The sequence below is a fragment of the Rhodococcus sp. G6(2025) genome (genome assembly GCF_058628105.1).
On sequence record NZ_CP179750.1, the window covers coordinates 1,617,718 to 1,630,134 of the forward strand.

The following is a 12,417-nucleotide window of genomic DNA, read 5'->3' on the forward strand; positions in this document are numbered from 1 at the left end:
GCTACCAGATCTTGACGCGCTCCTCCGGATCCAGATACAGGGCGTCACCCGGCTGGACGTCGAACGCGTCGTGGAACGTGTCGAGGTTGCGGACCACGCCGTTGCAGCGGAACTCCGGCGGCGAGTGCGGATCGACGGCCAGCCTGCGGAGCGCCTCGGCGTCCCGGGCCTTGGTGCGCCACACCTGTGCCCAGCCGAAGAACACCCGCTGGATACCGGTGAGGCCGTCGAGAACCTCGGGCTCGGACCCTTCCGTGGCGATCCGGTACGCCGCGATGGCGATGGACAGGCCACCGAGGTCGCCGATGTTCTCACCGATGGTGAACTCGCCGTTCACGCTGTGTCCGGGCAGCGCCTTCGGCTCGAATTCGTTGTACTGCTCGATCAGCGCCTTCGTGCGCTTGCCGAACTCGGTCCGGTCGTCGTCGGTCCACCAGTCGACCATGTTGCCGTCGCCGTCGTACTTGGCGCCCTGATCGTCGAAGCCGTGGCCGATCTCGTGACCGATGACGGCACCGATTCCGCCGTAGTTGGCGGCGTCGTCTGCGGCGGCGTCGAAGAACGGAGGCTGCAGAATGGCTGCGGGAAAAACGATTTCGTTCATGCCCGGGTTGTAGTAGGCGTTGACCGTCTGCGGTGTCATGAACCACTCGTCCCGGTCGACGGGGCCGCCGAGCTTCGCGAGGTCGCGGTCGTACTCCGCCGCGTAGCCGCTGCGGTAGTTGCCCACCAGGTCGTCGCGGGAGATGGTGACGGCCGAGTAGTCGCGCCACTTGTCGGGGTAGCCGATCTTGGGCGTGAATTTCTCCAGCTTGCGGAGCGCCGCCTGCCGCGTCTCGGGGCTCATCCAGTCCAGGTCGGAAATGTTGCGCCGGTAGGCCTCCTGCAGGTTGGCGACGAGTTCCTGCATGCGGGCCTTCGCGTCGGCCGGGAAGTGGCGTTCGACGTACAGCTTGCCGACGGCCTCGCCCAGCAGATCCTGCACCAGGGACACGCCGCGCTTCCAGCGCTCACGGATCTCTTCGGCACCGGTCAGCGTCTTCCCGTAGAACGCGAAGTTCTCGTCGACCAGGGCCTGCGTGAGGTACGGGGCGCGGGAGCGGATGACGTTCCACGTCGCCCACGCCTTCCAGTCGTCGATGTCCTCGGACGTCCACAGCTCGGTCAGCGTGGTGAGGAAGTCGGGCTGGCGGACCACGATCTCGGCGAACTGCTCGGACGTGCCGCCGAGCGCGCCGATCCACGACGACCAGTCCAACCCGGCGGGGAGCTGGTCGAGGGTGAGCAGGTTGTAGCTCAGCTCGGCGTCGCGACGCTTCACGACGTCCCAATGACCGGCCGCGATCTTGGTTTCCAGGTCGAACACGCGCTGCGCGTCGTAGTCGACGCCTGCGAGGGCGAACATCTTCGCGATGTGCTTCACGTACGCCGCGCGGATCTCCGCGTGGTCGTCCTGGCGGTAGTACGACTCGTCGGGCAGGCCGATGCCCGACTGGCTGAAGTGGACGAGGTAACGCTCGGAGTTCTTGGCGTCCGTGTCGACGTAGTGGCCGACGGCTCCGCCGACCCCCGTGCGCTGCTGGCGGCCGATGACGGCGGCGAGCGCGGAGAGGTCGGCGGCCGAGGCCACGTCGGCGAGCTCGCCCGCGATCGGTGCGAGCCCCGCGGCCTCGACGACATCCGCGTCCATGAAGCTGCCGTACAGGTCACCGATGCGCTGCGCGTCGGTCCCCGGCGCCGCGCCGGAGTCCGCCGCCTCCTCGATGATGGTCTGGACGTCTACCTCGGCCTTGTCGTACAGCGTGCGGAACGCGCCGTCGATCGCCCGGTCCGCGGGAATCTCGTAGTCGTCGATCCACTTGCCGTTCACGTGGACGAAGAGGTCGTCCTGGGCGCGGGTGTCGTTGTCGAGGTGAGTGAGGTCGATGCCGGAGCGCTGAGCCGTGGTCATGCGTTCCATCCTTACACCGTTCCGCGCCGGGAGGTCCACCACTGCGCTCAGGGCGAAACAGACGACCGGGGATCGATCAGACGTCGATGCCGAGGTTGATCGCCGCGAGGTAGCCGTCCGACTGCTTGGCGACGGTCAGCAGGCCGGCGGCGTCGTAGATGCTGTCGGTGGAGTTGTTCACGTTGTTCTCGCGTCCGGTGTGATCGGAGTACGGCGCGGTCGCGTACACCTCGTCGAGCAGGGCCTCGTCGAAGAACAGCTGGGTGGTGAGCACCGTCTTCTTGTCGATGTGCACCTTCAGGTGGATGTGGGTGGTCCGGCTGATGTACCAACCGGGGAAGATGGTGGTGAACTGGGCGACACCGTTCGCGTCCGTGGTCTGGGCGCCGCGCAGGTAGGTGCCGTCGTCCGTGGTGGCGGCCTCGCTGTCGCCGACGCTGTAGGACCCGTCGGACGTCTCACCCGAACCGCCGGACATGTCGCCGCCGGGACCACCCGCACCGGGACCACCTGCGCCACCGGGAGCACCGGCCGGGGGTTGGCCGCCACCGGGTCCGCCCGCCGGAGGCGCGCCTGCGGGGGCGCCGTTGCCGCTGAGGTCCGCGGCCTCGGAACCCGACTCGAAGCCGGAGTACACCCCACCCGCGTCGCAGTGCCAGATCTCGACGACGGCATTGCTCACCACCGCGGCGGAGCCGTCCGCGGAACAATTCGTCAGGTCCTGCACCCGCAGTGCGAGCTGCAGGTTCGTGCCCGGCCGGTCCTCGCGGATGTCGCTGCGGATGGAGTCGACGTCGAACCAGTACGGTCCCTGCGTCTCCTCGACGGCCAGGACGCACCGCGGTGCCTGGTCGAGCAGGGCGCTCACGGTGTCGGCGCTCGTCGCGGCACTGGATGCGGCTGCGGTCGACGTGGCCGACGCCGACGTGCTGCTGCTCCCGTTCCCGGTGCAGGCGGCGATGAGCCCACCCAGGCTCACCGTTCCACCGACCGCCAGTGCGCGGCGGCGGCTGATGCGCAGACGGCTCTTCTCGACGTCCTTGTTCACTATGCGTACCTCTCCATGATCGGGCTGTGACCTGATCGTGGCGCACGAACCTGCGCGCAGCGTGCCGTCCGGCTGTGAACTTGCTGGGAACTCACCCGCCGAGGCGGGCGTGCATCTCCCAGACGAGGACCTCGGCGCCGGAGTGCGAGGTGACCTGCTGGCCACCGGAGGCGCTCAGCCGGACGGCGTCCCCCTCGTACAGGGTGCCGACACCCTCCATCTCCGCGGTGCCCCGGGCGACGAAGACGTGGAGGAACGGCGCTTCGGGAAGCGTCACCGATGCGCCGGGGAAGAGTCGCGCGACATGCAGGGCCGCGTGCTTGTTGTGGATCCGGATCGCCGAATTATCTTTGTATTCCGGCATTCCGGACGCAACGGGCATCAGCGCGCCCTTGAGGATCTCGTCCTCGATCTCGAGTTGTTCGTAGCTCGGAGTGAGGCCGGCTTCGTCGGGTACCACCCACATCTGGACGAAATGCACCGGCTCGTGGTGCTGCTCACCCTCGAGGCGCCAGCTGTCGTTCTTCTCGGAATGCATGATGCCCTTGCCTGCGCTCATGCGTTGCGCAAGGCCGGGATAGATGATGCCGGAGTGGCCGATCGAATCCTGATGGACGAGCGAGCCGCGCAGCACCCACGTGACGATCTCCATGTCTTTGTGCGGGTGCGTGTCGAATCCCTGACCGGGGAGCACGGTGTCGTCGTTGTTCACGAGGAGCAGCCCGTGGTGTGTGTTGTCGGGGTCGTAGTGCTGGCCGAAGGAGAACGAGTGCTTCGAATCCAACCAGGAAATCTTGGTTTTCAGCCGATCGCCGGCACGATGAACATAGACATGAGGTGTGGTGACTGCTGGCATATCGGTCCTCCTTCGGGTGGTACCCGGTCCAGAGTACGAGGTGCCGGCTGCAGGTACTCGCAAGACGGTGTCGATTGTGCATCGAATTCATCGCCTGCCGGCAGCGGTGGAGGACCCGCGTCGAAGGCGAAATGAGGTTGCGCAGTGCGACATTGGCGAACCTGACGTCCGTAAGGTGGTGTTCGGCAACAGGTTTCACCGACGGTGCGAAATGCCCGAAAGACGGGCGTCCAGTTCGTGCCGCCGTGAATGCCCGCTTCGGCCGGGCCCGCGGCGTACAGTTCGAATTGTGCGTCCGGAAGTCGCAGGATTTGCGGCCCGTCGCACACAGCGGAAGGAGCGTGATGAAGGCGAATTCGGATCGACACGATCAGCACCTCCCCGAGCACCAGCGGATCGCAGACCTCGTCGACGACATGGAAGACCGGCTGGTGGCCGAGCGCGAGGCGAAGGGAATCGCGGGCAACGCGTCCGAGCGGAAGCAGGCGGAACAGGTCGAGCCCGACGACCAGGCTCCCGAGTAGTGCGGCTTCGCCACCCGTGAGTACTTATTAACCCCGGGCGGTTAATAAGTACTCACAGGTGGGTCACTCGAAGAAGCGGTACACGGCCTCGACGACTACCGCGGGACGCTCGCTGCCCTCGAGTTCGATCTGCCCGGCGACGGTCACCTGGACGCCGCCCTTGGGCAGCTCCTCGACGGACTGCAGCGTCGCGTTCAGCCGGACGCGTCCCTCGGCGGGTACGGGGTTGGTGAATCGGACCTTGTTGAGACCGTAATTGACGGCCATGGTGACGCTGTCGACGGTCAGTACCTCGTCCCACATGGGGATGATCAGCGACAACGTGAGGTAGCCGTGGGCGATGGGCCCGCCGAACGGGCTCTCCGCCTTGGCGCGCTCGGGGTCGACGTGGATCCACTGGTGGTCGTCGGTGGCGTCGGCGAACGTGTTGATTCGCTGCTGGGGGATGTCGATCCACGAGCTGGTGCCCAGCGGCTGGCCCTCGAGTGCGGCGAGGTCGGCGAGGGTGGCGACGCGGGTGGTGGTTGCGGTGGTCATGATAAGTCTCCTGGTGGTTCGGTGGGGCCGGGTCAGTGCTTGATGCCGAGAACGCGCAGCGCGTTCTGCTTGAAGATCAGCGGCGCGACCTCGGGTTTGATGTCGAGGTTCTCGAAGTCCTTCATCCAGCGGTCGACCTGGATGACGGGGAAGTCGGAGCCGAACAGCACCTTGCCGCGGAGCATGCTGTTGGCGGCCTTGACCAGCTGCGGCGGGAAGTACTTCGGCGACCACCCGGACAGGTCGATGAAGACGTTGGCCTTGTGGGTGGCGATGGAGATCTGCGAGTCGACCCACGGCACCGACGGGTGGGCCATGATCACGGTGAGGTCGGGGAAGTCGGCGGCGACGTCGTCGAGCAGCATCGGGTCGGAGTAGCGCAGTTTGATGCCGTGGCCGCCGGGCAGCCCGGCGCCGATCCCGGTCTGACCGGTGTGGAACAGGGCGGGGACCCCGGCCTCGGTGATCGCCTCGTAGAGCGGGTAGAACTGCCGGTCGTTCGGTTCGAAGCCCTGCATGCTCGGGTGGAACTTGAATCCCTTCACGCCGTAGTCGTCGACGAGCCGGTGCACGCGCCGCACGGCGGCCTTGCCCTGCCAGGGGTCGACGGATCCGAACGGGATCAGGACGTCGTTGTGGCGGGCCGCGCCCTCGGCGATCTCCTCGACCGAGTTGGCGGCGTGTCCGCTGGCTGAGGCCGCGTCGACGGTGAACACGACCGCGGCCATGTTGCGCGAGCGGTAGTGATCGGCGATCGCGTCGATGGACGGGGTGCGTTCCTCCCCGGACTTGAAGTACTTCTCCGAGGCGGCCATCAGTTCGTCGTCGAGCGACCGGTGCCCGCAGCCGTCGATCTCGACGTGAGTGTGGATGTCGATGGCGTCGATCTTGTCGAAGTCGATGCCGTACTCGTAGCGGCTCACTTCGCCATCAGCTCCTCGGGGAATTCCTCGCCGACGGACTGGACGGCGTCGCCGAACGTGCCGTTCCACTGAGCCGCGATGTCGTCGGCCGACCAGCCACCGTCGTGGTACTCGACCGCGGTCAGGTCGGGGTGCGACCACAGCGCGAGGCGGTCGCCGCCGACGGCGAACGCCTGGCCGGTGATCTCGGCGGCCGCGTCGGACGCGAGGAACGAGATGATGCCTGCGGCGTCCTCGGGGGTGCCCAGGCCCACCTCGCGGCGGATGATGTCGGGGAGCGGCTCGCCGTTCTTCATGCCCTCGATGTAGGGGGCCAGGAACGGGACGGTCTCCGTCATCGCCGTCGCTGCGACAGGGCAGACGGCGTTGGCGGTGATGCCCGCGCGCTGCAGTTCCATCGCCCAGGTGCGGACCATGCCGACGATGCCGGACTTGGCGCCCGAGTAGTTGGTCTGCCCGAAGTTGCCGCGCTGGCCGGCGGGGGAGCCGATGCAGATGATGCGACCACCGTCGCCCTGTTCGCGGAACTTCAGGACGGCTTCGCGTACGCAGGTGAAGGTGCCGCGCAGATGCACGTTGATCACGGCGTCGAAGTCGTCGTCGGTCATCTTCCACAGCACCTTGTCGCGGAGGATGCCGGCATTGGTGACCATGACGTCGAGGCGTCCGAATGCGTCGATCGCGCCGGCGACCAGCTTCTGGGCGGTTTCGGTGCTGCCGACCGGGGCGACGACGGCGACTGCCCGGCCGCCCGCGGCGGTGATCTCGGCGACGGCGGCGTCGGCGGTGGCCTGGTTGACGTCGTTGATCACGACCGCGGCGCCGTGGCGCACCAGGTCCTTGGCGTATGCCAGTCCGAGGCCCTGTCCGCTGCCGGTGACTACGGCGACTTTGTTGCTGAGGTCCATGTCGTGATTCTCCTAAGGTCGTGTTCGCTGGATCACACGTAATCATTGATGATTGAGAATGTCAATGATTAAGGTCTGCTACTCTACCGACAATCATCAGAAGGGGGTCGTCGCATGGCAGAGTCGCAGGCGTTATCGGACGACATCGGGTTCCTGCTCTCGCGCGTCGGCGGAATGGTGCTGGGCGCGGTGAACAAGGCCCTCGTCCCCACGGGTCTGCGGGTGCGCTCCTACTCGGTCCTGGTTCTCGCCTGTGAGCAGGCCGAGGGCGTCAACCAGCGCGGGGTGGCCGCCACCATGGGTCTCGACCCCAGTCAGATCGTGGGGCTGGTCGACGAACTCGAGGAACGCGGACTCGTCGTGCGTACCCTCGACCCCTCGGATCGCCGCAACAAACTGATCGCCGCCACCGAGGAAGGGCGCCGGCTCCGCGACGACGCCAAGGCGCGTGTCGACGCCGCGCACGGACGCTACTTCGAGGGCATCCCCGACACGGTCGTCAATCAGATGCGGGACACGTTGCAGAGCATCGCCTTTCCCACCTTCGTGGAGTAGGGCGCGATGACCGAGCTCCTCGCCCCGGCCCCGCCCGGCATGTCGTTCCTCGCCACGTTCGTCGTGGAGGTGGCCGAGCCGGTGGAGATCGGGTCCACGCCCGAAGGGACACGTCGCATCATCCCCATCGTCGGTGGCCGGGTCGAGGGCCCCGAGCTGCGGGGCACCGTGCTGCCGGTCGGGGCGGACTTCCAGCTGCTCAGCTCGTCCACGCTCACCGAGCTCGAGGCCAAGTACGCCATCGAGACCGACGACGGCGACCGCATCTACGTCACCAACTTCGGGCTGCGCTCGGGTACCGCCGAAGACATCGCCCGACTGGTCGACGGCGAGGCCGTGCCACCCGAGCGCATCTACTTCCGCTGCACGCCGCGGCTCACCGCCGCCGAGGGCCGGTGGTCGTGGCTGCGCTCACGGATCCTCGTCGGCACCGGCGAGCGCCTTCCCGGCGAGGTGCGTCTCACGGTGTTCGTGGTGGACTGACCGGTCGTGGAGATCCGCTGGATGAAGTCGTTCGTCGCGGTCGCCGAAGAACTCAACTACGGCCGGGCGGCCGAGGTGCTGCACATCGCGCAACCCGCAGTGAGTCAGCAGGTGCAGCAACTCGAGAAACGCCTCGGCGTCAAATTGTTCGACCGCACGACGCGATCGGTCCGGCTCACCGCGGCGGGGGAGCGCTTCCTGCAGCCGTGCAGGGACGCGCTCGCCGGAATCGACCGCGCCGTCGATGCCGCGGTGATCGCGGATCCGGCGGTCGAGGGTCGCGTCCGCGTCGGTTTCAGCGGCGCCTACGGGCAGACCGAATTGTCCTCTCTGGCACGGTCGGTGCGCCGTCGGTATCCCCTGATCGATCTCGTTCTCGAAGGGGCGACGGTCAGTGGGCAGATCCTCGACGAAATCTGGGAGGGGCAACTCGACCTCGGGATCGTCTCGGACGCGGTGTCCCACCCCCATGTGCTCACGCGGCAGATCTCGGTGGAGTACCTCAGTGCACTGCTCCCCAGCGATCACCCACTCGCCGAACGGAAGTCGATCGACCTCGCGGAACTACGCGACGAAACGTTCGTCGCGAATCCCGCCGCCACCGGATCCACGCTCCGCCGCGATCTGCTCGCCGCGTGCCGGGATGTCGGGTTCACGCCGAACATCGTGCAGGAGACCACCGACGGGATCGTCCTGACCGCCCTCGTCGCGGCGGGGGTCGGTGTGGCGCTCGTGCCGGGTGACGTCCAGACGTATCCCAATCGGGTGGTCCTCGTTCCCCTCGATGCCGGCCGATACGAAGTCCGGGCCGCGCTGGCCTGGTCGGACCGTCCCGTATCGCCGGTGGTGCGGACGGTCCTCGACCTCGCCGACGAGGTGCTGCCGTCGCCGGACACCGTCGCCGACGAGCAATAACGATCGCTTATCAATCGGTGCCGATACTGCTCTTGGACGGTGATCGGTTTCTTTGGCAGAGTCTCCCTCGGCGGCGCGGATGTGACCTGGACGACTCCGATCCCCGGTGCCGCACCCGCCTCGAGGCCCCTCCGAACTCCCGGATGCCCTTCACATTCAGGTAGGAACCACATGACTTCCACATTCGACGGCCGCGCCGTACGCGCCGACACGAGCGTCCGGTCGCCCCACGCGCGCCGGGCAGCCCTGGCCTCCTTCGTGGGCAGCACCCTCGAGTACTACGACTTCTTCATCTACGCGTCCTTCTCCGCGCTCGCGTTCAACACCCTGTTCTTCCCGGATCTCGGTTCGTTCTGGGGGACCATCGTGTCGATGGCGACCATCGGGATCGGTTACGTCGTCCGGCCTCTCGCGGCCCTCGTCTTCGGGCACTTCGGAGACACGCTCGGGCGTAAGCGGATGCTGGTGGTGACGCTCGTGATGATGGGTGTGGCCACCTCGCTCATCGGCTGCCTGCCGACGTACGGGGCGATCGGCGTCGCGGCGCCGATCCTGCTGGTGCTGCTGCGGGCCGTCCAGGGTGCGTCGGCGGCAGGCGAGTCGGCGGGAGCCGCGTCCCTGGCGCTCGAACACGCACCCGCCCATCGCCGGGCACTTGCGGCGAGCTGGGTGAACACCGGTGCCGCCGCGGGAATGCTGCTGGCGTCGCTGGTCGTCCTCGTGTTCTCCGGACTGCCCGAGGACGCCTTCCTCAGCTGGGGATGGCGTATCCCGTTCCTGCTCAGCATCTTCGTCGCTCTCGCCGGGCTCGTCATCCGCCGGATGCTGCCCGAGAGCGAGGTGTTCGAGGAGGCCGTGTCGACCGACGAGCCGAAGGAGATGCCGGCGAAGGTGATCTTCCGCGACCACTGGCCGAGTGTGCTGCGGGTCGTGGGGTGTGGGCTGTTCGCGGTGGTCTCCACCATCTTCAGTGCCTTCGCCCTGTCGTGGGGCACCCACGAGGCCGGCGTGTCCCGGACCGTCATGGTCGGCGCGACCGTGCTCACCGCCGCACTCGCGCTCGTGGCCCAGCCCGCGGCGGGGATCCTCGCCGATCGGATCGGACGCAAGCCGATCTTCATCACCGGCAACCTCGTCTGCGCCGTCGCCATCTCCGGATTCTTCTGGGCGGTCAGCCAGCGTTCGACGGCGCTGATCCTGATCACGGCGTGCATCGTGATGGTGGCCGGCTACTCGCTCGTCAACGCCGTCGGTCCCGCGCTGTACGCCGAGATGTTCGAGACGCGCATCCGGTATTCGGGCATGGCGATCTCCGGGCAGCTGGCGCTGGTGGCCACCGGATTCGCCCCCACCATCGCCGCGGCTCTCGTCCGGCCCGGACCGAACGGCTGGATCCCGGTGGCCGTGTTCACCGCGTGCTGCTGCCTGGTCAGCGCGCTCACCACGCTCACGGTCCGGGAAACCTACCGGACCAGCACCACCGACCTCGGCAAATGACCGCACTCCCGTCGAAAGTGACCGAACCTGTGAAACACGATGTACTGATCGAGAACGACGTCGAGGCAACGATGCGGGACGGGGTGGTTCTGCGCTCGACCGTGTACCGCCCGAACGGATCCGGACGCTTCCCGGTTCTGCTCACCCGCACCCCGTACGGCCGCGACCTGTCCGTGAACTCGGGATACCTCAACCCCACCACCGTCGCGGCCGCCGCATTCGTCGTGATCATGCAGGACGTCCGCGGCAGGTTCGGCTCGGACGGCGAGTTCGTGCCGTCGGAGAACGAAGGTCCGGACGGTTACGACACGGTGCAGTGGGCCGCCGAACTGTCGTATTCGACCGGCGCCGTGGGCATGTGGGGACGGTCCTACTTCGCCGAAACCCAGTGGCGTGCAGCCCAGGAGAAGCCGCCGGCCCTGCGCGGCATCGCCCCGGGCATCTCCGCTGGCGGCAATGCGCGGTCCGGTGGGCTCGTGCGCGGCGGCGCGGTGGAACTCGGTGCCCGGCTCGGGTGGGGGCACTATTCGGCCGGACCGGCCGAGATCGCGAAACTGTCCCGGACCGATCCCGCCCGCGCGGAACGCGAATGGGAGTCGTGGGCGCGGATCGATCGGGCGATGTCCGAGGACACGTTCCTCGACATCCTGCCCGTCCGCGACATGGCCGTGGACGCACCGGTGTTCTTCGCGTCGCCGATCGTCGAATCGCTGGGATTCCCGATCGATCACCCCACCCGCGACCTGTGGGACAGCGCGAGCGACCGGGCCGTCGACCTCCCCTCGCTGCACATCGGGGGGTGGTACGACATCTTCGTGAACAGCACCCTCGACCAGTACTTCGGCCAACTGGCGCACAGTGATTCCGGTGCGGCCCCCGCGCCGTACCTGATCGTGGGCCCGTGGAGTCACACCAACTTCTCCGGGCTCGGTGGCTCGGTCGTGTTCGGCAGTCCCGCGAACCAGGCGGTGCTCGACTCGGGTCAGGACCTGTCGTCGGTTCACGCGCAGTGGTACGCGTCGGTGCTCGGCGACGAGGAACCCGCCATGCCCCGCGTCCGGATCTTCGTGATGGGTGAGAACCGGTGGCGGAGGTACGACCGCTTCCCGGAACCCACGCGGACGGCCGAACTCTTCCTCGCTCCCGGCGGAACCCTCGTCGCGCAAGCGGAGGAAAGCGACGGGCGCGTCGACTACGACTACGACCCGGCGGATCCGGTGCCGACGGTCGGTGGGGCGACGATGATGCCGGGAACGTTCGCGCCCGGCGCACTGGAACAGAGCCGCGTCGAATCCCGCGACGACGTCCTCGTCTTCACCGGTGAGACACTCACCGAGCCGTTGACGGTGATCGGCCGGGTGTCCGCGACACTGTTCGCGTCGTCCAGCGCGGTCGACACCGATTTCGTCGTGCGACTGTGCCGGGTGACCGCGGACGGCACGTCGATCACACTCACCGACGGCATGGTGCGGGCCCGCTACCGCGACTCCTACCGAACCCCCGGGACGTACACGTCCACCGAACCGAGCCTGCTCGTGCCCGGGGAGGTGTACGAGTACGCGATCGACCTGTGGTCCACGGCCGTCACCTTCCAGCCGGGCGAGCGGATCCGGGTCCACGTGACGTCCAGCAACCATCCCCGTTGGGACCGCAACCTCAACACCGGCGAATCCGCCTACGAATCATCCGAATTCGTGGTCGCCCACCAGATCGTGCACACAGGGGAGCGCTACCCCAGCCGCGTGTCGCTGTCCGTGGTGCGCTGACGCGCCCGTGAGTACTTATTAACCGCGGGTGGTTAACAAGTACTCACAGGGGGCGAAGCGGCCCAATGCGTCGTAGCCGGCCTGTCTTTCAGCAGGCCGGCTTTCGCGTAGACCAGGGACCCCGTGCACACGCTGGTCATCAACGGAACGACGGCGCGCTGGCGGCGCACCCAGTCGAGATGGGCGTCGTCGAGCAGTTGTGGCCGCGTGCCCTGACCGCCGGGATGGAGCAGCACGTCGAGGGGCGGCGCGTCGGCATGGGAATGATGAGCGCCCAGGACGAGGCCCTTGGCGCACTGCACACTCCCGCCCGACGCGGAGAGGCAGGACGCGGCGTATCCGTCGTCCGGGTACATGCGCGTCCACGCGGACAGCACCTCCCACGGCCCGACGGCGTCCAACTCCTCGACGCCGTCGAACAACACGATCCCGATGTGCTTCATTCCATAATGCA

General features: G+C 67.4%; 13 protein-coding genes. 6 read left to right on the forward strand and 7 right to left on the reverse strand.

Features of this window, described 5'->3' with window-relative positions:
- Window position 1: 1 nt before the first annotated feature.
- The 3 genes from ACLIVD_RS07440 to ACLIVD_RS07450 form a co-directional block, all read right to left on the reverse strand.
- Window positions 2-1,951, reverse strand: coding sequence for a M13 family metallopeptidase (locus ACLIVD_RS07440; protein ID WP_280784591.1), 1,950 nt, complete (start codon window positions 1,949-1,951; stop codon window positions 2-4).
- Window positions 1,952-2,027: 76 nt separating this feature from the next.
- A complete protein-coding gene (locus ACLIVD_RS07445; protein ID WP_283330833.1) occupies window positions 2,028-2,999 on the reverse strand; it encodes an intradiol ring-cleavage dioxygenase in 972 nt (323 codons plus the stop codon).
- Between the two features lie 91 nt (window positions 3,000-3,090).
- Window positions 3,091-3,855: a pirin family protein gene (locus tag ACLIVD_RS07450; RefSeq protein WP_491932194.1), complete on the reverse strand. Its 765-nt coding sequence runs from the start codon at window positions 3,853-3,855 to the stop codon at window positions 3,091-3,093.
- A gap of 344 nt (window positions 3,856-4,199) precedes the next feature.
- Here ACLIVD_RS07450 and ACLIVD_RS07455 point away from each other — a divergent pair, with 344 nt between their 5' ends.
- Window positions 4,200-4,379, forward strand: a complete 180-nt coding sequence (locus tag ACLIVD_RS07455) for a hypothetical protein (protein ID WP_005243850.1) — start codon at window positions 4,200-4,202, stop codon at window positions 4,377-4,379.
- 63 nt (window positions 4,380-4,442) lie between these two features.
- Here the strand turns inward: ACLIVD_RS07455 and couM are convergent, their stop codons facing one another.
- Genes couM through couN form a run of 3 tightly spaced genes read right to left on the reverse strand, consistent with a single transcriptional unit; the run spans window position 4,443 to window position 6,747 of the window.
- On the reverse strand, window positions 4,443-4,916 hold the full coding sequence (gene couM / locus ACLIVD_RS07460; protein ID WP_283330835.1) for a p-hydroxycinnamoyl-CoA hydratase: 474 nt from the start codon (window positions 4,914-4,916) through the stop codon (window positions 4,443-4,445).
- A gap of 32 nt (window positions 4,917-4,948) precedes the next feature.
- Window positions 4,949-5,839, reverse strand: coding sequence for a 4-hydroxyphenyl-beta-ketoacyl-CoA hydrolase (gene couO, locus ACLIVD_RS07465; RefSeq protein ID WP_172649992.1), 891 nt, complete (start codon window positions 5,837-5,839; stop codon window positions 4,949-4,951).
- A complete protein-coding gene (gene couN, locus ACLIVD_RS07470; RefSeq protein ID WP_283330836.1) occupies window positions 5,836-6,747 on the reverse strand; it encodes a 4-hydroxyphenyl-beta-hydroxyacyl-CoA dehydrogenase in 912 nt (303 codons plus the stop codon). Before couN ends, couO begins: the two co-directional genes overlap by 4 nt.
- 114 nt (window positions 6,748-6,861) lie before the next feature.
- Between couN and couR the strand changes: the two genes are divergently transcribed.
- The 5 genes from couR to ACLIVD_RS07495 all read left to right on the forward strand — a co-directional run bounded on the left by couR (window position 6,862) and on the right by ACLIVD_RS07495 (window position 11,963).
- Window positions 6,862-7,302, forward strand: a complete 441-nt coding sequence (gene couR, locus ACLIVD_RS07475) for a MarR family transcriptional repressor CouR (RefSeq protein WP_009478157.1) — start codon at window positions 6,862-6,864, stop codon at window positions 7,300-7,302.
- A gap of 6 nt (window positions 7,303-7,308) precedes the next feature.
- A complete protein-coding gene (locus ACLIVD_RS07480) occupies window positions 7,309-7,785 on the forward strand; it encodes a DUF3237 domain-containing protein (protein WP_283330837.1) in 477 nt (158 codons plus the stop codon).
- A 6-nt stretch (window positions 7,786-7,791) separates the two neighbouring features.
- Entirely contained in the window at window positions 7,792-8,700 is a 909-nt protein-coding gene (locus tag ACLIVD_RS07485; RefSeq protein WP_283330838.1) for a LysR family transcriptional regulator, read from the forward strand.
- A 171-nt stretch (window positions 8,701-8,871) separates the two neighbouring features.
- Window positions 8,872-10,197 (forward strand): MFS transporter, encoded by a 1,326-nt coding sequence (locus tag ACLIVD_RS07490; protein WP_283351585.1) that lies wholly within the window; start codon window positions 8,872-8,874, stop codon window positions 10,195-10,197.
- Window positions 10,194-11,963 (forward strand): CocE/NonD family hydrolase, encoded by a 1,770-nt coding sequence (locus tag ACLIVD_RS07495; RefSeq protein ID WP_491932195.1) that lies wholly within the window; start codon window positions 10,194-10,196, stop codon window positions 11,961-11,963. Before ACLIVD_RS07490 ends, ACLIVD_RS07495 begins: the two co-directional genes overlap by 4 nt.
- 32 nt (window positions 11,964-11,995) lie before the next feature.
- Here the strand turns inward: ACLIVD_RS07495 and ACLIVD_RS07500 are convergent, their stop codons facing one another.
- Window positions 11,996-12,406 (reverse strand): DJ-1/PfpI family protein, encoded by a 411-nt coding sequence (locus ACLIVD_RS07500; protein ID WP_283351587.1) that lies wholly within the window; start codon window positions 12,404-12,406, stop codon window positions 11,996-11,998.
- Between the last annotated feature and the right edge of the window lie 11 nt (window positions 12,407-12,417).

Excerpts from the sequence above, each read along its gene's own strand:
- ACLIVD_RS07440 (WP_280784591.1), bottom strand. The coding sequence starts at position 1,951 with ATGACCACGGCTCAGCGCTCCGGCATCGACCTCACTCACCTCGACAAC.
- ACLIVD_RS07450 (WP_491932194.1), bottom strand. The coding sequence starts at position 3,855 with ATGCCAGCAGTCACCACACCTCATGTCTATGTTCATCGTGCCGGCGAT.
- ACLIVD_RS07455 (WP_005243850.1), top strand. The coding sequence starts at position 4,200 with ATGAAGGCGAATTCGGATCGACACGATCAGCACCTCCCCGAGCACCAG.
- couM (WP_283330835.1), bottom strand. The coding sequence starts at position 4,916 with ATGACCACCGCAACCACCACCCGCGTCGCCACCCTCGCCGACCTCGCC.
- couN (WP_283330836.1), bottom strand. The coding sequence starts at position 6,747 with ATGGACCTCAGCAACAAAGTCGCCGTAGTCACCGGCAGCGGACAGGGC.
- couR (WP_009478157.1), top strand. The coding sequence starts at position 6,862 with ATGGCAGAGTCGCAGGCGTTATCGGACGACATCGGGTTCCTGCTCTCG.
- ACLIVD_RS07480 (WP_283330837.1), top strand. The coding sequence starts at position 7,309 with ATGACCGAGCTCCTCGCCCCGGCCCCGCCCGGCATGTCGTTCCTCGCC.
- ACLIVD_RS07490 (WP_283351585.1), top strand. The coding sequence starts at position 8,872 with ATGACTTCCACATTCGACGGCCGCGCCGTACGCGCCGACACGAGCGTC.
- ACLIVD_RS07495 (WP_491932195.1), top strand. The coding sequence starts at position 10,194 with ATGACCGCACTCCCGTCGAAAGTGACCGAACCTGTGAAACACGATGTA.
- ACLIVD_RS07500 (WP_283351587.1), bottom strand. The coding sequence starts at position 12,406 with ATGAAGCACATCGGGATCGTGTTGTTCGACGGCGTCGAGGAGTTGGAC.